The 17,360-nt window shown below is 65.5% G+C and carries 18 protein-coding genes; 6 read left to right on the forward strand and 12 right to left on the reverse strand.

The features are described from left to right. The first annotated feature begins 197 nt into the window (after positions 1-197). From VGN82_RS24610 to VGN82_RS24620, 3 genes are all read left to right on the forward strand, one after another. The gene (locus tag VGN82_RS24610; protein WP_327529701.1) at positions 198-1,595 is read left to right on the forward strand and encodes a flagellar hook protein FlgE; all 1,398 of its coding nucleotides are present in this window, start codon (positions 198-200) and stop codon (positions 1,593-1,595) included. Positions 1,596-1,770: 175 nt separating this feature from the next. Further along, positions 1,771-3,636 (forward strand): flagellar hook-associated protein FlgK, encoded by a 1,866-nt coding sequence (gene flgK, locus VGN82_RS24615; protein ID WP_327529702.1) that lies wholly within the window; start codon positions 1,771-1,773, stop codon positions 3,634-3,636. 7 nt (positions 3,637-3,643) lie between these two features. Beyond that, positions 3,644-5,161: a hypothetical protein gene (locus VGN82_RS24620; protein WP_327529703.1), complete on the forward strand. Its 1,518-nt coding sequence runs from the start codon at positions 3,644-3,646 to the stop codon at positions 5,159-5,161. A gap of 85 nt (positions 5,162-5,246) precedes the next feature. On the opposite strand, the gene flaF is transcribed toward VGN82_RS24620, so the two are convergent. The 8 genes from flaF to VGN82_RS24660 all read right to left on the reverse strand — a co-directional run bounded on the left by flaF (position 5,247) and on the right by VGN82_RS24660 (position 11,762). Next, on the reverse strand, positions 5,247-5,618 hold the full coding sequence (gene flaF, locus VGN82_RS24625; RefSeq protein WP_327529704.1) for a flagellar biosynthesis regulator FlaF: 372 nt from the start codon (positions 5,616-5,618) through the stop codon (positions 5,247-5,249). Next, positions 5,602-5,994, reverse strand: a complete 393-nt coding sequence (flbT, locus tag VGN82_RS24630) for a flagellar biosynthesis repressor FlbT (protein WP_327529705.1) — start codon at positions 5,992-5,994, stop codon at positions 5,602-5,604. The genes flaF and flbT overlap by 17 nt, the downstream gene beginning before the upstream one ends. Positions 5,995-6,050: 56 nt before the next feature. Next, positions 6,051-7,388, reverse strand: a complete 1,338-nt coding sequence (locus VGN82_RS24635; RefSeq protein ID WP_327529706.1) for a flagellin N-terminal helical domain-containing protein — start codon at positions 7,386-7,388, stop codon at positions 6,051-6,053. Positions 7,389-7,622: 234 nt separating this feature from the next. Next, a complete protein-coding gene (locus VGN82_RS24640; protein WP_327529707.1) occupies positions 7,623-8,963 on the reverse strand; it encodes a flagellin N-terminal helical domain-containing protein in 1,341 nt (446 codons plus the stop codon). 258 nt (positions 8,964-9,221) lie between these two features. Then, complete coding sequence (locus tag VGN82_RS24645; protein ID WP_327529708.1) at positions 9,222-9,692, reverse strand: hypothetical protein; 471 nt, start codon at positions 9,690-9,692, stop codon at positions 9,222-9,224. A 156-nt stretch (positions 9,693-9,848) separates the two neighbouring features. After that, positions 9,849-10,337 carry a hypothetical protein gene (locus tag VGN82_RS24650; RefSeq protein ID WP_327529709.1) on the reverse strand — a complete coding sequence of 163 codons (489 nt, stop codon included), beginning with the start codon at positions 10,335-10,337 and terminating at the stop codon, positions 9,849-9,851. Position 10,338: 1 nt separating this feature from the next. Continuing rightward, positions 10,339-10,698, reverse strand: coding sequence for a rod-binding protein (locus tag VGN82_RS24655; RefSeq protein ID WP_327529710.1), 360 nt, complete (start codon positions 10,696-10,698; stop codon positions 10,339-10,341). After that, positions 10,698-11,762, reverse strand: a complete 1,065-nt coding sequence (locus VGN82_RS24660) for a flagellar basal body P-ring protein FlgI (RefSeq protein ID WP_414644402.1) — start codon at positions 11,760-11,762, stop codon at positions 10,698-10,700. The genes VGN82_RS24655 and VGN82_RS24660 overlap by 1 nt, the downstream gene beginning before the upstream one ends. Positions 11,763-12,057: 295 nt before the next feature. Between VGN82_RS24660 and VGN82_RS24665 the strand changes: the two genes are divergently transcribed. After that, a complete protein-coding gene (locus VGN82_RS24665) occupies positions 12,058-12,465 on the forward strand; it encodes a flagellar assembly protein FliX (protein WP_327529711.1) in 408 nt (135 codons plus the stop codon). Positions 12,466-12,473: 8 nt separating this feature from the next. Here the strand turns inward: VGN82_RS24665 and VGN82_RS24670 are convergent, their stop codons facing one another. The 4 genes from VGN82_RS24670 to VGN82_RS24685 all read right to left on the reverse strand — a co-directional run bounded on the left by VGN82_RS24670 (position 12,474) and on the right by VGN82_RS24685 (position 15,284). Then, complete coding sequence (locus tag VGN82_RS24670) at positions 12,474-12,842, reverse strand: hypothetical protein (protein WP_327529712.1); 369 nt, start codon at positions 12,840-12,842, stop codon at positions 12,474-12,476. A 208-nt stretch (positions 12,843-13,050) separates the two neighbouring features. Continuing rightward, a complete protein-coding gene (locus VGN82_RS24675) occupies positions 13,051-13,578 on the reverse strand; it encodes a 2,4'-dihydroxyacetophenone dioxygenase family protein (protein ID WP_327529954.1) in 528 nt (175 codons plus the stop codon). Positions 13,579-13,707: 129 nt separating this feature from the next. Then, positions 13,708-14,442 carry an SDR family NAD(P)-dependent oxidoreductase gene (locus tag VGN82_RS24680; RefSeq protein WP_327529713.1) on the reverse strand — a complete coding sequence of 245 codons (735 nt, stop codon included), beginning with the start codon at positions 14,440-14,442 and terminating at the stop codon, positions 13,708-13,710. Between the two features lie 53 nt (positions 14,443-14,495). Beyond that, on the reverse strand, positions 14,496-15,284 hold the full coding sequence (locus tag VGN82_RS24685) for a hypothetical protein (protein ID WP_327529714.1): 789 nt from the start codon (positions 15,282-15,284) through the stop codon (positions 14,496-14,498). Between the two features lie 278 nt (positions 15,285-15,562). On the opposite strand from VGN82_RS24685, the gene VGN82_RS24690 reads away from it, so the two are divergent. Both VGN82_RS24690 and VGN82_RS24695 read left to right on the forward strand, forming a co-directional pair. Continuing rightward, positions 15,563-16,777, forward strand: a complete 1,215-nt coding sequence (locus VGN82_RS24690) for an NADP-dependent isocitrate dehydrogenase (protein ID WP_327529715.1) — start codon at positions 15,563-15,565, stop codon at positions 16,775-16,777. Positions 16,778-16,904: 127 nt separating this feature from the next. After that, positions 16,905-17,360 (forward strand): GFA family protein, encoded by a 456-nt coding sequence (locus tag VGN82_RS24695; protein WP_327529716.1) that lies wholly within the window; start codon positions 16,905-16,907, stop codon positions 17,358-17,360.

Consider the following 17,360-nt stretch of genomic DNA (forward strand, 5'->3'; position numbering starts at 1 on the left):
GGCCCGGCCTTTGGCGGCCGCGCTTAGGCAGAATCTGCCGGGCAGGGCTGAATCTGCCCGGCGAAAACCACCGCGAAACACCTTCTAAACCATTCAAGGCGCTGAAATATAAGGCCCCGCCTCATGGCATGGGCCGTGCAATCTTCGCCTCGAAAGTGTGGCTGCCCTTGGGGGGCGCCGGTCGAGGTGAGGGTTTCATGGGTGTCTTCAGCGCGTTGACGACAGCGGTTTCGGGGATGCAGGCGCAGTCCTATGCGCTGGAAAACATCTCCGGCAACATCGCCAATTCCCGCACGGCCGGCTTCAAGCGGGTCGATACGACCTTCTCCGATCTGGTGCCGGATTCGGCACTGAACCGGCAGATCGCCGGCTCGGTCGCGGCCTTCAGCCAGGCGACGAACTCGATCCAGGGCGATCTGAGCGCGACCCGCATCGAGACCAACGCCGCGATCAACGGCGACGGCTTCTTCGTCGTCGACCAGCGCCTCAACGGCGTCGGCTCGAATATGCAGTTCGCCAACAGCAATCTCTACACGCGGCGCGGCGATTTCGATTTCGACGCCAATGGCTATCTGGTCAACGGCGCGGGCTACTACCTCAAGGGCCTGAAGATCGACACGGTGACGGGTTCGCTGATCGGCACCCAGCCCGAGGTCCTGCGCATCACCAAGGAGCAGTTCCCGGCGAAGGCGACGACCTCGATCGAGTACCGCGCCAACATCCCGGCCTTCCCGGGGACCAATAACGCCGACGCGACCGTCCCTGGTTCGGAACTGCTGAGCCCGACCGGCTTCACAAGCAACCCGCTCTCCACCACCCAGGGCGGCACGGGCATCGTCATCGGCAGCGAGATCACTAACTTCTTGAGTCAGTCGATCCCGGGCGGATCGGTCACCGTCTATGACGCGCTCGGCAAGGCGACCAGCGTCGAACTGCGTTGGGCCAAGACCACCAACGCCTCGGCCGGCCCGCCGGCGACGGTCGACACCTGGAACCTCTTCGTCGCGGAGAACACCGGCGCAACCGGCGCAGCGACCGCCTACCGCAACGCCAATATCGACGTGACCTTCGATTCGACCGGTCAGATGACGGCGCCTGCCTCTGGAAACATCACGCTGCCGACGATGACCATCGCCGGCACGACGATCACCGGCATCAACGTCACCACGGGAGGCAATGGCCTGACCCAGAACGGCGACGTCAGCGGCCAGATCGATGCCCGCTCGATCCGGCAGGACGGCTATACCGCCGGTACGCTGGACCGCGTCTCGGTCTCTGCCGATGGCCAGGTGATCGGCACCTTCAGCAATGGCCAGGTCGTCGCGCTGGCGCAGCTCTCGGTGGCGCGTTTCAACGCCGACAACGCTCTGAAGCGGCTCGATGGCGGAGCCTTCGAGGAGACGATCGAGTCCGGCCCGCCGATCATCGGCCTCGGCACCTCGCAGCTCATCGGCGGCAATGTCGAGCAGTCGAACACCGACATCGCCGACGAGTTCTCGAAGATGATCGTCACCCAGCAGGCCTACTCGGCCAACACCAAGGTGATCACCACGGCGCAGGAGATGCTGCGCGACGTCTTCAGCATCATCCGCTGAAGGCTTCGCTGCAGGGTCTGGGTGCGGCCCAGAAGGGCCGCTAGGGCACGCGCCGATCAGATTGCGAAGCAATCCGATCGGACCACGCGTTCTCTATCAAGAGTTGAGAGGCGGATTCACCGATCAGGTTGATGCAACCTGATCGGATCCGGCTCTCGCGCGACAGGAGCTGGAGATGGGTCTCAGCACGTCCCTCAATACGGCGATCTCGGGGCTGAATGCGACGCAGGTCGGCATCGGCGTCGTCTCGCAGAACGTCTCCAATGCGGGGACGACGGGCTATGTCCGTCGCGCCGTCTCGACATCGGACAGCCTGAGCGGGCTGACGGTCGGCACGCAGAGCACGCAGGTCCAGCGCCTGCTGGACAAGATCGTCCAGCATCAGCTCTGGCAGGAATCCGCCGGGGCGGCCTACACCTCGACGCGCGCGAACATGATGTCCAGCGTCGACAAGCTCTATGGCGCGCCCGGCAGCGCGACGGCGCTCGACACGGTCTACAACGGCTTCACCTCCGCGCTGCAGGCGCTGCAGAACGATCCGTCATCCTACAGCCTGCGGACGGCCGTGCTGGACTCCGCGAGCCAGCTCGCCTCCCGGCTCAACACCTTGTCGGACGGCGTGCAGGCGTTGCGCTCACAGGCGGAAAGCGGCATCGCCAGCGCCGTCACGCAGGTCAACAACCTGCTCAACGCACTGACGAATGTGAATGCCCGCATCGTCGGAAGCCCGAACGACGCGGGCGTCGCCGGGTTGAAGGACCAGCGCGACCTGATCCTGTCGGAGCTGTCTCAGTACATCGACATCAAGACCAGCGAGGACGCGCGCGGCTCGATCAGCGTCGTCACCGGATCGGGCACGCAGATCTTCGATGGTCGCCCGGCGGTCACCTTCGGCTTCGACGAGCATTCCGGTCTCGGGGCAGACGACCAGTGGAGCTCCGATCCGACCCAGCGCGGCGTCGGCACCATCACCATGACCACCAGCTCTGGTGGCGTGATGGACGCGATCGCGAACAAGACCTTCCGCTCCGGCGAGATCGCCGCGCTGGTGGAGATGCGCGACAAGACGCTGGTTCAGGCGCAGGCGCAGCTCGACGAGATCGCGGCGCAGATGTCGCGGGCGCTGTCCGATCGCGAGATCGCGGGCACGGCCGTCACGGCGGGCGCAGCGACCGGGTTCGAAGTCGACCTCGCGGGCCTGCAGTCCGGGAATACCGTCACGCTCGACTATGCGGTGACGCCGGGCGGCCAGACGCAGCGCTTCACCTTCGTGCGCGTCGAGTCGGCCGCATCGCTGCCCCTGCCGGCATCGGCCAGCGGCGACGCCAACAACCGCGTCATCGGCATCGACTTCTCGGGCGGCCCGGCCTCCGTCGCGGCGCAGATGCAGGCGGCGGTCGGCGGCGGTTTCACCGTCTCCAACACCGGCTCGGTTCTGAGCATCGTCGATGACGGCGCCGCAGGCACCCGCGACGTCAAGGCGCTGACCTCCCGTCCGACCGCCACGACCTTGTCCTCGGCCGGCGGCAGCGCCGAGCTGCCCTTCTTCGTCGATGGCTCCGGGAACGCGGTCTATACGGGCTCTTACGAGAACGGCTCGCAGCTCGTCGGTTTCGCGGGGCGGATCACCGTCAACCCGGCGCTGATCGCCGACCGCTCCAAGCTCGTCACCTTCGACACGACGACAGCACAGGGCGACGTGACGCGCCCGCAATTGCTGCTGGAGCGGTTGACCCAGAGCCAGCGCGCCTTGACCAACCGCACGAGCACGGACGGCTCGACCGCGACGACGAGCGCGACCGTCTCGAGCCTGGTCCAGCGCGTCGTCTCCTCGCAGGGACAGGCGGTCGAGACCGCCCAGCGGCTCGATGAAGGGCAGCAGGTCGCGCTGGCCGCGGTCCAGAGCCGCTTCCAGGAAACCTCGCAGGTCAATGTCGACCAGGAAATGGCGACGCTGATCGAACTTCAGAACGCCTACGCCGCCAACGCCCGCATCATCTCGACCGTCAAGGAGATGATGGACGTCCTGATGAGAGTGTGAGCGCGCCATGACCATCACATCCTACGGCACCGGGGCCTATCGTGCCGCCAAGCCCAACAGCTTCGTCTCCAACCGGGCCGAGCTGACGGATCTCGAGCGCCAGCTTGCGACCCAGCAGAAGGCCGAGAGCTACGGCGACCTTGGCATGGATCGGCGTACGAGCCTCGACCTCAACGCCAAGGTCTCGACGCTCGATTCCTGGCTCAGCGGCATCGCTCTCGCGAACGTCAACCTCAAGCTGTCCTCGACGGGGGTCGAGACCTTCGCCAAGCTGACGGCCGAGACCGTCAACGACACGCGCTCGAACAGCTATGTGGCGAGCTCGACCGGCCGTTCGGCGCCGCAGGTGCTCGCCGAGGAGAAGTTCAAGCAGACCCTCGACATGCTCAACATGTCGGTGAACGGGCGTTACCTGTTCTCGGGGAAGACCTCCGACATCCAGCCCACGGTCAGCTATACCGAGATGATCGAAGGGGACGGGGCTGGCCGTGCCGGTCTCAGACAGCTCATTTCCGAGCGCAAGCAGGCCGATCTCGGTGTCGCAGGGCTCGGTCGCCTCGTCACGGGTGGCGCTGCGGCGACGGCGACGATCGCCGATGAGGCCCCGGCGCATCCATACGGGTTCAAGCTCGCGGGAGCGACCAGCAGCACGGCCGCGCTGACCTCGACCTTCACTGCCGGTCCGCCCGCCGACGTTGCGGTCACGGTGGCGAGCCAGCCGGTCGCGGGCGATACGCTGCGCATCGTGCTCGACCTGCCGGATGGCTCGCAGGAGGAGATCGTCCTGACGGCCCGCGCGCCTGGAACCGACGGCTCCGACGCCACCACCTTCGAGATCGGCGCGGACGTCAACGCGACCGCTGCCAATCTGCGCAACTCGATCAATTCCGCCGTGACCAAGGAGGCGGCGACGACCTTGTCGGCCGCATCCTCGCAGGTCGCTGCCGCAAACTTCTTCGCGGGCAGTGTCAGCAATCCGCCGCTGCGAGTGCCGGGCCCGCCCTACGATACCGCTACGGCGGCGCCGGTTGCGGGTACCGCCGCCAACACCGTGATCTGGTATCAGGGTGATGACGGCAGCGACCCGGCCCGCTCGACCGCGACGGTCCAGGCGGACAAGGGGCAGACGGTCGGCACCGGCGCGCGCGCCAACGAGGAGGCGTTTCGCGTCGGCCTGGCGCAGTTCGCGATCATGGCGATCGAGACCTTCCCGGCCAGCGACCCCAATGCGCAGGCCGGCTACGAGGCGATGACCTCCCGCGTCGGCGAGAAGCTCGGCTTCGGCGGCAGCGTCCAGAAGCCGGCCGAGATCATCACTGAGTTCGGCTCGGCGCAGACAGCGCTGGCCCGCGCCAAGGAACGCCACGACAGCACCAAGAACTACCTCACGACGGCCCTCGCAGGCGTCGAGAACGTGACGACCGAGGAGGTCGCGGTGCAGATCCTGGCGCTACAGACGCGGCTGCAGGCGAGCTACCAGACGACGTCGATTCTCTCGCAGCTCTCGCTGACGAACTATCTCTAAAGGCTCGCTTCGCGCACAAACGAAAGGGGCGTCACCGGCAACCGGCGACGCCCCTTTCGTTTTGATGGGATTTTGCTGGAAGGGCTCAGCGGTTGCGCAGGCCGGCAGCGATGTCGCGATTGATGCCGACGAGGACGCGAAGCCCCTCGGGAGCGGGGTTGGCAGCAATCCTGAAGGTCTGGTTGAAGATGAAATTGGCCAGGCTGAGGATGTTGGTCTTGATTCCGACCGGCAACGGGTTGTCCTCGGCCACGACAGCGGAGACCAGCAGCGTCCAGAGCTTGCGATTGTAGTTCAGCGCCTCGTCAAGATCACGATCCGCGAGTGACCAGTCATCAGAAATGGCCTGAAGACGAACGGCGGCCTTGATCAGAAGGGAGGCTTCGAGTTCTCGGGGAGAGACGACCGCCTGATTGGCTCGGGCGGCTGAGGCGTAGGCGTTAAACCCGTGTTGCATTCTCGATGAGTTCCGCTTCGTAAGCGATCAGCTTCTTGGCTGCCTTCAGAGCTTTGTAGAGATCGCTGCTTAAGATGCGGTTATTAATCTCATGAATATGCGGCAGGGAGCTCGGCGCAGCCTGGACGAAGTCCCGGACAAGCTCGAAATAGACCTCGTGCTGGTGCATTGGGTCCTGGGCCAGATACATGAGCTGGATGGCGAGGTAGATCTTCTTGGCCGGCGTGTCGGCGGTGTTGGCGGTGAGAATGTCCTTCTCGCGCAGGATCGGAGCGTCGCCCTCGATGAAAAACCGCGTCCGCTGCTCGTCGTTGCGGATCACCACCTGGCCGATGATGATGCGCTCGCGCGGCTTGAGCTCGACCTTGAGAGCCATGTTCGTCTGAGCCTTCTGGCTGGGGGAGGGACGTTGGCGCGCCGTCTTCGGCCGGATCAGCCGAAGAGCCGGAGCACGCCCTGATCGGCCTGGTTGGCCAGCGAGAGGGCGGTCTGGGAAAGCTGCTGGCGCGTGTTCAGCGCGAGTAGGCTGGCGCCTTCGGCGTTCGGATCGGCCAGAACGAGGTTGTCGGCACCGGTCGTCAGCACGTTGGTCAGTTCCTTGGTGAAGTCCTGGCGGGTCTGGGCGACCGAGAGGTTCGAGCCGAGGGTAGACGACAGCGACTTGAGCGAGGTCAGCGAGCTGGTCAGGGCCTCAGTGGCCTTGTCGAGGTCGAGGTCGTTCTGGAAGTTGAAGAAGCCGGCGAGCTGAGTATTCGTCGCCTGGACGATGCCGAGATTTTCCGATGACAGGGTCGAACCCTGAATGTCGAGCTTGGTCTGGTTCGTGCCGGTCTTCTCGTTGAAGACGATCGAGAGACGGTCGCCCTGCAGCAGATTGATGCCGTTGAAGCTCGAATCCTCGGCAAGCTTGTCGATCTGGTCGCGCAGGTCGTTGAACTGCTGGATAAGGTTCGAACGGACGGCCGACGTGATGTTCGACGAGGTCAACTGGGACGTCGCCAGCACGGCATCGGCTGCGAGGAAGCCGATCGCGGTATTATTGCCGCCGCCCTGGGCCGAGGTGATCGCGTTCGCGGCGGAGGTCCCGGAGCCGAAGCCGAATTCGACCGTCTCGGAGCCGGTGCCCTTGACGTTGAGCTGGCCCTTCTCGTCGACGAAGGCGGTGGCGATGCCCGACTTGTTGATCTCGTTGACGACGTCGCGAACGGTCTTGTTGGCGGCGTCGAAAGCGATTTCGTAGGTCGTGGTGCCGGTGGTGATCGACAGCGCCAGCGAGGTGTTGGCGACGGCGATACCGAGGTCACCCGAGCTGGATGCGGTGGCAGCGTCCGCTGTAGCCGCCGTGCCGCCGGTCAAGTCGATGACCGACTTGTCGAGCGCGATGTCCTTGAGGCTCTTCGAGGTCACGGCGGCTTCCGTTGCGGAGGCCAGAGCCGTACCGGCCTTGGTCGGACGGTTCTGCGCGGCGTCGGCCTGCGCCTGCTTCACGGTCGACTGGAGCGACTGAACCAGCTTGGTGATGCCGTCGATGCCCTTGGACGCGGCCTGGATGGTCTGGATGCCGTTGGAGATGCCGTCAAGCAGCCCAGTGAGCTGGCTGGAGCGATCGTTCAGCGACTGGGAGGTGAAGTAGTTGACGGGGTTGTCGATGGCCGAGTTGACGCGCTTGCCCGTCGCGAGCCGGTTCTGGATCACGCTCTGCTGGGCCGTGGTCTGCTGCAGGGTGAGCAGGTTGTTGCGGACGCCGCTCGAGAGAATTGTATTGGCCATCGTCGGTCCCCTGGAGACGCGATTCGCGCGCCTGTCCGGATTGATCTGGACCGATAATCCCCCGTTAAGGATAACAACTGGTTAATACGAGAGCCCGGAGCCGGTCCGTGTCCGGCTTCAGGTCCAATGGTGGCAGGGGGGCCTTCATGAAGAAAGGCGGCGGAGCCATGGGCCCCGCCGCCTTCTTGTCTTCGGCCCACATCCTGTGGGCTGCCCGCTTCTGCGGACGAAGGATCAGAACAGACGCAGGACAGCCTGGTCGGACTGCGAGGAGAGCGACAGAGCCGTCTGCGAGAGCTGCTGACGGGTCTGGAGCGAGAGCAGGTTGGCGGCTTCCTCGTTGGCGTCGGCATTCACCAGGTTGCTGGCGCCGGTCGAGAGGACGTCGGCCAGATCCTTGGTGAAGTCCTGGCGGGTCTGGGCGACCGACAGGTTGGCGCCGAGCGACGAGGAGAGCGACTTCAGCGAGGTGAGCGCGCCGGTCAGCGCTTCGGTCGCCTTGGTCAGGTCCGCGTCGTTCTGGAAGTTGCTGAAGCCGGTGAGCTGCGTGTTGGTCGCCTGGGTGATGCCCAGGTTGTCCGAGGTGATCGTCGAGCCCTGGATGTCCAGCTTCGACTGGTTCTTGCCGGTCTTCTCGTTGAACTGGATCGAAACCTTGTCGCCCTGCAGCAAGTTGACGCCGTTGAAGCCGGCATCCTTGGCGAGTTCGTCGATCTGCGTGCGCAGGTCGTTGTACTGCTGGATGAGGTTCGAGCGAACAGCCGAGGTGACGTTCGACGAGGTCAGTTCGGAGGTGGCCAGCACGGCATCGGCGGCAAGGAAGCCGATGTTGGTATTGGCGCCACCGGCCTGGGCGTCGGTGATGGCAGCGGCCGCTGTAGCGCCGGAGCCGAAGCCGAAGTCGACCGTCTCGGAGCCGGTGCCCTTGACGTTGAGCTGGCCCTTCTCGTCGACGAAGGCGGTGGCGATGCCCGACTTGTTGATCTCGTTGACGACGTCGCGAACAGTGACGTTGGCGGCATCGAACGAAGCTTCGTAAGTCGTGCTGCCGGAGACGATCGAGAGCGCGAGCGAGGTGTCGGCGACGGCGATACCCAAGTCACCCGAGCTGGAAGCTTCGGCGGCGTTTGCTGCGCCGGCCGTGGGCGTGGTCACCGACGTGACGTCGACGATCGACTTGTCGAGCGCGATGTCCTTCAGGCTCTTGCTGGTCACAGCGGCTTCAGCCGCGGTGGCGAGAGCCGTACCGGCCTTGGTCGGGCGGTTCTGAGCCGCGTCGGCCTGGGCCTGCTTCACGGTCGACTGGAGCGAACCGACGAGCTTGGTGATGCCGTCGATGCCCTTGGAAGCCGCCTGGATGGTCTGGATGCCGTTGGAGATGCCATCCAGAAGGCCCTTCAGCGAGTCCGAACGGCTGTTCAGCGACTGGGCGGTGAAGTAGTTGACGGGATTATCGACAGCCGTGTTCACCTTCTTGCCGGTGGCAAGACGGTTCTGAACGGCGGCAGCCTGGCTGGTGATGGTCTGGAGCGAGGCGAGCGAGGAACGAACGCCGTTCGAGATAGCGGTAGCCATAATCGTAAACCCTTCTGGTTTGGTGCCTTCTGGCAGTCGCGATCATTCTGGCCGCGACCCGAGGACCATTGGTCGCCAGCCCGTAACAGGAGGTAAATTTCCGAGGTCGAATTCGGCGCTTCAGCGGCCGGTTCGCAGAGTGGTTAACGAGACGACAAGAGCCGCGGAGAGGTGCCCAAACGGCAACGCGCCTGAACGCCGAACGCCCGCGCGAGGCGGGCGTCCGGGCATCGTCGGCGCAAGTGGGAGGAGGGTTGGTCAGGCGATCCGTTCGATCTGCCGGTGGTTCATGTCCTCGGCCTCGCGGGCGCGCTCGGTCAACTCGCGCGAATACATCCGCAGCTTGAGCAGCGTTTCGTCGGGAAGCTGGAAGACCGTCTCTCCGGTTTCGCGGTCCTTCTTCTGGAGGACCACGGCGCGCGTGCTCGGATCGATGACGAGGCGGCGCTCGAAGACCTCGCCGATCTCCTCGTCGCGCTGGCTCTGCTGCTGCTGCCTTGCAGCGCTGCGATCCTCGAAGGCCTGGCGGCTGCGGGCGTCCCGGGCCCGGGCGTCGCGCTCCTGGGCACGCACGTCGAGCTTGACCGCGTCGCCGGCCTGGGCCGACTGCACGGTCTTCTCGGGCGCAAGCTCGACGCTAACGCTGCCATGCGCAGCGACGATGTCGGCGCGGCTGACGAGGGGTAGGCCTCCGACCGGCGCCGCCTTGGGCGCGTTGCCAAAATCCATGTTCCACTCCTTCTGGAGTCGGGCACAGCGGAAGCGGCCGCTGCATGCCGTACGCATCGGACAGGGCGGACCTATCCAATCATGGGCATTCTGGCAGGCAACATCGAATATGACGTAAGGGAATTAGCTAAAAATTGACGAATGCTGCCGCGACGCTCAGAGGCGCCGCGACACCATCAGTGGCCCCGCGTTCGGCCGGGCGAAGGCGCCGGCACCGACCGTTGCCGTCGGGCCATAGCCGGCCGCCTTGGACGGGCGGTTCGCATCGGCGGCGAGATCCCGGATGATCGACTCGGAGACGGCGCGGGCGGTTGCCAGCACGATCTGGTTGGTTTCGATCAGGGCCTGGAAGGACACATGCGCGGCCTTCAGGCGCTGCACCTGCTCGGGGACGAAGCGCGCCAGCGCGACCGCGTTGAGCTTCACCTGCTCGACGCCGCGCATGTAGACGCCCGCAAGTTCCGTCTTGCGCGGTTCGCGCGTCAGGGCTTCGGGCAGGCGGCCGGCTCGCACGAGTTCCGTTTCCTCGCCGACGAGGTGGGACAGGGCCGAAAGCGCCTCGAGGACGCCTTCGACCAGCGTCCTGGCCTCGATTGCACTGGCGATGCGCGGGCGCTCGTCGAGAACGCGTCTGGCAAGCGACATATTACGCTCCGCCGCCCTGAGCCGGACCGGCGGACTGCTCCTGGACCTTCAGCAGGTCGCGCAGAATCGTATCCGACAGACCGATGCCGCCGGCCTTCTGGATCTGCTTGGCGTATTCCTGGGTGAGCTGCGACTTGTAGACGTCGCCGCCGATGCCGTTATCGCCGAGCGGACCCTCGCTGCCCTGCGGCGACGCCATGACCTGCTGCGTGAACTGCTCGAGAAACATCGTCTCGAAATCGTCGGCCTGCTTCTTGGCCTTGGCCTTGGCAGGGTCGAGCGCGTTGGCGATGCCGTTGACCAGGCTGCCGGCGGCGTTGAGGGCCAGCTTCGCGGCCGGTAGCGCAAGAGTCGGACTCATCACATCACCTCGATTTCGGCCTGCAGGGCGCCGGAAGCCTTGATGGCCTGGAGAATGGAGATCAGGTCACGCGGGCCGATGCCGAGCGCGTTCAGCCCGTCGACGAGTTCGGCCAGCGTCACGCTTTCCTTGACCAGGGCGAGCTTGTTGCCGCCCTCGGTGTCGACCTTCACGTTGGTGCGGGGCGTCACCACGGTTCTGCCGCGCGCAAATTCATTGGGCTGGCTGACCTGCGGATCCTCGGTGATCGTGACGGTCAGGTTGCCCTGCGCCACCGCGACCGTGGACACTCGCACATCCTTGCCCATGACGATGATGCCGGAGCGCTCGTCGATGACAATGCGGGCGAGCTGGTCGGGCACGATGCGGAGCTGCTCGATATCGGTGAGCATCCGGATCATATTGCCCTGGAAGCGCTGCGGGATCTGCAGAACGACCGTCGAAGGGTCTGTGGGCTCGGCCGCGTCGCCGCCGAGGAAGTCATTGATCGCGGCGGCCATGCGGCGCGCGGTCGTGAAGTCTGGATTGCGCAGCGACAACCGCAGCGTCTTGAGCTTGTTCAGGGCGAATTCGATCTCGCGTTCGACGAGACCGCCATTGGCGATCCGGCCGACCGTCGGCACGCCGCGAGTGATCTTGCTGGCGTCGCCCTCGGCCGAGAAGCCGGCGATCGCAACCGGGCCCTGCGAGACGGCGTAGACCTCGCCATCGGCGCCGAGCAGCGGCGTGACCAGCAGCGTGCCGCCCTGCAGCGACTTGGCGTCGCCGAGCGCGGATACGGTGACGTCGAGCCGCGTGCCCTGGGTCGCGAAAGGCGGCAGGTTCGCCGTCACCATCACGGCCGCGACGTTGGCGGTGCGCATGTTGGCGCCGCGCGTGTTGACGCCGAGACGCTCCAGCATCGCCGTCAGCGACTGCTTGGTGAAGGGGGCGTTGTTGAGCGTGTCGCCGGTGCCGTTGAGGCCGACGACGATGCCGTAGCCGAGGATCTGGTTCGAACGGACGCCCTCGACGGAGGCGAGGTCCTTGATGCGGGACAGCGCCTGCGCCGGGCCGGCCGCCATGGCGAGGCCGAGCGCGAGCAGAGCGGCCAGCGGCGTCACCAGGGATTTCAGGGCGGGCATGCGGAACATGGTCTCACCGGCAGGAGGAAATGGTCGGATATCCTCCTGCGATCCCCGTGCCAGACGTCGAAAAATTGAAAACGCTGTTTTATCAGTTGTTTGCAGATTTCGGTCAGGCTCGGATCTGCCCAGTGCCGGCTGCCGATAATGCCGGGGCGGCAGTTTGTGCCGGGTGGTTTACCGTCTGTTAACCATGCCGGCGCGAGGGTCCGACGAGCGAACAAGCGAGGCGCCCATGATCAGGATCGACCAGCGCGCGCCCATCTCCAACGCCGGCCCGGCAGGTTCCGCGAGGCGCTCGGGGGGCGCCGCATTCACGTTGCCGACCAAGGAAGGCGAGGCGGCTGCGCGCAGTGCCGGCGTCAGCGCGTCGGGCCCACTCGACACGCTGCTCGCGGTCCAGGCCTATGAGGAGCCCCACGAGCGCAAGAAGCGCCAGGCCAAGCGGGGTCATGATTTGCTCGACGGCCTCGATCGTCTGAAGGCGGCACTGCTCTCCGGTTCGGTACAGACCTCGGAACTCGAGCGATTGAAAAACATGCTCGAGCTGCGCCGCGAGACGACCGACGATCCGCGTCTCGATGACGTGCTTGCTCATATCGAGCTGCGCGCCGCGGTCGAACTGGCGAAGCTCCGGCGCTGACAGGTCCGTCAGGCTTGGCGCGGCCGCGGAACCACATATGCGGCGATGCGCGCGATCTCGGCGGGGCGGAAGCTCTTCAATCGGGTCAGAAATGCGTTGATGCTGTCGCCATAGCCGCGATGGCTCACCGCAAAGAGCATGACGCCGCGGCCGGGCAGCGGCAGGTAGCGATAGCCATTCCACTCCGCGATGCTTCGGCCGTCATCGCTGCGGCCGCCGATGAGGAAATCGAGAAGCACCTCCCCCAAACTTTCCTTTCGGAGAAGCTGCATATTGAAGAGTGGATCCTGCCCGCGGCGGCCGGACAATGACGAAACCTGGGCCGAGACGGCGCCCCTGACGTCGACGGGGCCGTCCAGCACCTCGATCAGCAGCATGCTCTCATAGGAGCCGGGCGCCTGTCCCGCTGGCAGATACTCCTGTTTGACGTAGCCCGGCCGCGGAGCCGAACTCCAAGCGAGGGCAAACGGCTTGTCACCGAACATGATCGGGCCCGGAATAGCCAGGCGGTCGATCGGTTGCGCCCAGGCCGGCCGAGCCAGAAGCACCGCGGGTAGAACGGCGAGAGCCGAGCGGCGGCTCAACCTATCGAATGAACTGCTCGACATAATCCGCGCCCAGCCCGTTCGCGGCATAGTGAGCCCGGCATTTCTCGAGCCGGGTGAAGACGTCGTCATAGCCCAGGCATTTGCCGTCCGGATCGACATAGATCATCGCGCCGTTGACCTGGAACATTGTGATCATTTCCTCGACATCGGGGTCGACCACCAACGTATGCGTTTCGCCCGGCGCCTCGTAGACATAGGCGCCTTCGGTCGCGACCCAATCGTGCTCAAGGTAGCGCCACTTGCCCTTCAGCACATAGCCGTGGACGGGCAGGGGGTGGCGATGGCGCGAGAGCACGCCCGCCTTGCGCACCTTGAGCAGGTTCATCCAATAGCCGCGCGTCACGCAGAAGAGCAGGGGGCGGAACCAGACATTGTCGTCGACCGGCACCCAGACCCGGTCGTCCTCAGGAATGACGTTGGGGACGACCAGTTCCGGCGGGGAATGCTGCGGCTGGGGGTGGCGGTAAGGCGTCCAGCGCTCTTCCTTGGTGGCCTCGACGGGCATCGGGCTGGCGGACGTCACATTCACAGGGTTCATGGCGCATCCTCTCCGGTCTTGTTCTTCGCGAACCGATTCAGGCGGTTCGCAGATTGATTCAGTCCTGCTCGCCAAGTCCCTGGTGCAGAATCGTTTTCAGACCGCGAGGTAGCCACCGTCGACCGGCAGGATCGTGCCGGTGATGAAGGCCGCCGCATCGGAGAGCAGGAAGGCGATTGCACCGCCGACATCGCCGGGCTCACCCCAGCGGCCCATCGGCGTACGCGCCAGGATCGGCGCCGAGCGGGCGGCATCTTCGACCAAGGGCTTCGTCAGTTCCGTCGCGATCCAGCCCGGCGCGACGGCGTTGACGCGGATGCCGTCCGTTGCCCAGGCGGCCGCGAGCGATTTGGTGAGCTGTCCGATCGCGCCCTTGGAGGCGGCATAGCCCGGCGCGAAGGGCGAGCCGTGAAAGGTCAGCATCGAGGCAATGTTGACGATCGCGCCGCCCGCCTTGCCCTCGGCGTTCGCCGCAAGCTTGTCCTTGGCGGCGAGGCACATCCGCATCGTGCCGTTGAGATTGACCTCGATGGTCAGGCGGAAGGCATCGATCTCGAACTCCTTGCCGCCGCGCTGGATCATGCCGGCGCAATTCACCAGCGCATCGAGCCGCGGGCAGGTGGTCATGATGGCGGCGACCTGACCGTCACTGGTGACGTCGAGCTGCGCGTGCCGGATCGCCGGATGGGGCGGGGCGGCGGTGACCTCTTCGACGGTGAGGCCGGTGGCGAGGACGTCGTAGCCCGCCTTGGCGAGAGCGAGCGCGGCGCCCTGGCCGATGCCACGGGTGCCGCCGGTGACGAGGGCGAAGCGAGCGGAGTTATCTGTCATGGCGCGAGACTATCGATGCGCCGAAGGGACGGAAAGAGCGATCGCCCTGCATTTCAGGGCGTCGGCAACTCCAGCCGCAGCAGGGCTGCGGCGTTGGTCTGGAAACTGTTGCCGATGAGCGGCACCTGCCGGCCGAGATTGAGGTCGAGCGTGGTGCGCCAGGGCATCGAGAGCGGCTGCGTCAGGTCGGCGAGGACTTTCACCCGCGGTGTCATGTTTGTCGCGAGACCATTCTCGACCGCGAAGGTGTAGTTGCCGGCCAGCGCGATCTCCGTCGTCAGCGTGACGATGTCGAGCGGCTGGAGACGGTAGCCGAGCACGGCCTCGGCATTCTGCCCGGCGCTGCCCGAGGCCTGGAGATTGCCGCCTGTGGCCGCGCTCCAACGCAGGTTGGCGTCTCCAGCCGAACCGCGGCTGACGTTCCAGTCTAGGCGGGTGTCGTTGCGCTGCCAGCCGCCCTGGCCGGTGACGATGGCGGTCGAGACGGAGAGCTGCTCGGCGCCGAGCTTCACCCCGACGGCTCGCTCGCTGGCGGCTGGCAGCGGCGAGGCAGCCGGGCCGAGCCCTCTGCGGATCGCTGTTGCGTCGATCTCCGGACGGGCGAACCCATTCCGTTCGGCACGCTGTCTCGCGGCATCTTGCTTGTTCAGGGTGGGGGCCATGAAACTCGGCGTCGCGAGCACGGGATCGGGGGGCGGCGGCGGCGCCTCCCAACGTGGAATCGGCGCGAAGAGGCGCGTCTCGCTGCCATCATCGGCCGCCATGTCCGGCCGGTCCACAGGCGCTGGCAAAGCCTGTTCGGCTCGCGCGAGTGCTGCCGGCCCGGCGACGAGCATCAGCATGAGGCCAGCCCGACCGAGGAGGCGGACGGCAGCGAGAGAGTGACAATACGGCAAGACGATCGTCCCCGTTGCAACGGTGGCGAGCGATGCAGGGTGAATGCGCAAGTCGACGTTTTTGCGGCAGCGCAGCATCGACTGAGGCGCAAGGCGTGGCTGTCGTCCAAAAGCCGCCCTTCCTTCGCGGCGCTTTACCCGCTAGGAAGCCCCCCAACCGCCTGCGGCCGCGCCGCCGCAGGCCGGAACCATTCCAGTCTGGCCAGAAGCAGGGGTCGTTTCACATGAGCAAGATCAAGGTCGCCAACCCGGTCGTCGACATGGACGGCGACGAGATGACCCGCATCATCTGGCAGAAGATCAAGGACACGCTGATCTTCCCCTATCTCGACCTCGAGCTCGACTATTACGACCTCTCGGTCGAGAACCGCGACGCGACCAACGACCAGGTCACGATCGACGCAGCCAATGCCACCAAGAAGCATGGCGTCGCCGTGAAGTGCGCGACGATCACGCCGGACGAAGGCCGCGTGAAGGAATTCAACCTAAAGCAGATGTGGAAGAGCCCCAACGGCACGATCCGCAACATCCTCGGCGGCGTGATCTTCCGCGAGCCAATCATCTGCAAGAACGTGCCGCGCCTCGTGCCGGGGTGGACGCAGCCGATCGTGATCGGCCGCCATGCCTATGGCGACCAGTACCGCGCCACCGACTTCAAGTTCCCGGGCAAGGGGACGCTCTCGATCAAGTTCGTCGGCGAGGACGGCAATGTCATCGAGAAGGAGGTCTTCAAGGCCCCTGAGGCCGGCGTCGCGATGGCGATGTACAACCTCGACGAGTCGATCAAGGACTTCGCCCGCGCCTCGCTGAACTACGGCCTGATCCGCAAGTACCCGGTCTATCTCTCGACCAAGAACACCATCCTCAAGACCTATGACGGCCGCTTCAAGGATATCTTCGAGGAGATCTACCAGGCCGAGTTCAAGGCGGAGTTCGACAAGCTCGGCATCACCTATGAGCACCGCCTGATCGACGACATGGTCGCCTCGGCGATGAAGTGGTCGGGCGGCTATGTCTGGGCCTGCAAGAACTACGATGGCGACGTGCAGTCCGACACCGTGGCGCAGGGCTTCGGCTCGCTCGGCCTGATGACCTCGGTGCTGATGACGCCCGATGGCAAGACTGTCGAGGCCGAGGCCGCGCACGGCACGGTGACCCGCCACTACCGCGAGCACCAGAAGGGCAAGGAGACCTCGACGAACTCGATCGCCTCGATCTTCGCCTGGACCCGTGGCCTCGCGCACCGCGCCAAGCTCGACAACAATGCCGAGCTCGCCAAGTTCGCCTCGCTGCTGGAGAAGGTCACGGTCGACACCGTCGAGGCCGGCGACATGACCAAGGATCTCGCGCTGCTGGTCGGCGCCGAGCAGAAGTGGCTCTCGACCACCGGCTTCCTCGAGAAGGTCAGCGAGAACATGCGCAAGGCGATGGCCGCCTGAGGCGCGAAGCCGGCTTGCCGGCCGTCACGCCCGAATGACATGGTTCGCCATGGACGAACGCCCGGGAACGTTCCCGGGCGTTTTTCGTTTCGATCCCGCCGAGGGAGCGGGCAGGGAGAGGCGGGCGATGGCTGGTGACGGAATCACGGGCGGATGCCAGTGCGGTGCCGTGCGCTATCGGATGGCGGCCCCGCCCGAGAGGACGGGTATCTGCTTCTGCCGGATGTGCCAGAAATCCTCCGGAAACTACTTCGCCGCGCATTCCTCGACGACCGAAGCCAACCTGACCTGGACGAACGGCGAGATCGCCGTCTTTCGCTCCTCCGAAGCCGCCGAGCGCGGCTATTGCCGCGATTGCGGCACGCCCCTGACCTATGCACTGCGTGGCTCAGGCCGGATCTCGGTCACATCCGGCAGCCTCGACGACCCCTCGGCCTTCCCGCCGAGCACGGCCTATGGCGTGGAAGGGCGGCCGCCCTGGTTCGATGAGGTGTGCAGGCTGGAAGGCCCCCGCACCGAAGACGACATTCCCGCCACGGAGCTGCCGCGCTTCCGCTCGCGCCAGCATCCCGACCACGACTGA

The sequence above is a fragment of the Allobosea sp. genome (genome assembly GCF_035999205.1).
GTDB lineage: Bacteria > Pseudomonadota > Alphaproteobacteria > Rhizobiales > Beijerinckiaceae > Allobosea.

Excerpts from the sequence above, each read along its gene's own strand:
- VGN82_RS24675 (WP_327529954.1), bottom strand. The coding sequence starts at position 13,578 with ATGCCCGTCGAGGCCACCAAGGAAGAGCGCTGGACGCCTTACCGCCAC.
- VGN82_RS24665 (WP_327529711.1), top strand. The coding sequence starts at position 12,058 with ATGATCAGGATCGACCAGCGCGCGCCCATCTCCAACGCCGGCCCGGCA.
- flgK (WP_327529702.1), top strand. The coding sequence starts at position 1,771 with ATGGGTCTCAGCACGTCCCTCAATACGGCGATCTCGGGGCTGAATGCG.
- VGN82_RS24650 (WP_327529709.1), bottom strand. The coding sequence starts at position 10,337 with ATGTCGCTTGCCAGACGCGTTCTCGACGAGCGCCCGCGCATCGCCAGT.
- VGN82_RS24690 (WP_327529715.1), top strand. The coding sequence starts at position 15,563 with ATGAGCAAGATCAAGGTCGCCAACCCGGTCGTCGACATGGACGGCGAC.
- flaF (WP_327529704.1), bottom strand. The coding sequence starts at position 5,618 with ATGCAACACGGGTTTAACGCCTACGCCTCAGCCGCCCGAGCCAATCAG.
- VGN82_RS24655 (WP_327529710.1), bottom strand. The coding sequence starts at position 10,698 with ATGAGTCCGACTCTTGCGCTACCGGCCGCGAAGCTGGCCCTCAACGCC.
- VGN82_RS24685 (WP_327529714.1), bottom strand. The coding sequence starts at position 15,284 with ATGCTGATGCTCGTCGCCGGGCCGGCAGCACTCGCGCGAGCCGAACAG.
- VGN82_RS24645 (WP_327529708.1), bottom strand. The coding sequence starts at position 9,692 with ATGGATTTTGGCAACGCGCCCAAGGCGGCGCCGGTCGGAGGCCTACCC.
- VGN82_RS24680 (WP_327529713.1), bottom strand. The coding sequence starts at position 14,442 with ATGACAGATAACTCCGCTCGCTTCGCCCTCGTCACCGGCGGCACCCGT.
- VGN82_RS24640 (WP_327529707.1), bottom strand. The coding sequence starts at position 8,963 with ATGGCTACCGCTATCTCGAACGGCGTTCGTTCCTCGCTCGCCTCGCTC.
- VGN82_RS24610 (WP_327529701.1), top strand. The coding sequence starts at position 198 with ATGGGTGTCTTCAGCGCGTTGACGACAGCGGTTTCGGGGATGCAGGCG.
- VGN82_RS24635 (WP_327529706.1), bottom strand. The coding sequence starts at position 7,388 with ATGGCCAATACAATTCTCTCGAGCGGCGTCCGCAACAACCTGCTCACC.
- VGN82_RS24670 (WP_327529712.1), bottom strand. The coding sequence starts at position 12,842 with ATGCTGCTGATCGAGGTGCTGGACGGCCCCGTCGACGTCAGGGGCGCC.
- VGN82_RS24620 (WP_327529703.1), top strand. The coding sequence starts at position 3,644 with ATGACCATCACATCCTACGGCACCGGGGCCTATCGTGCCGCCAAGCCC.
- VGN82_RS24695 (WP_327529716.1), top strand. The coding sequence starts at position 16,905 with ATGGCTGGTGACGGAATCACGGGCGGATGCCAGTGCGGTGCCGTGCGC.
- VGN82_RS24660 (WP_414644402.1), bottom strand. The coding sequence starts at position 11,762 with ATGGCGGCCGGCCCGGCGCAGGCGCTGTCCCGCATCAAGGACCTCGCC.
- flbT (WP_327529705.1), bottom strand. The coding sequence starts at position 5,994 with ATGGCTCTCAAGGTCGAGCTCAAGCCGCGCGAGCGCATCATCATCGGC.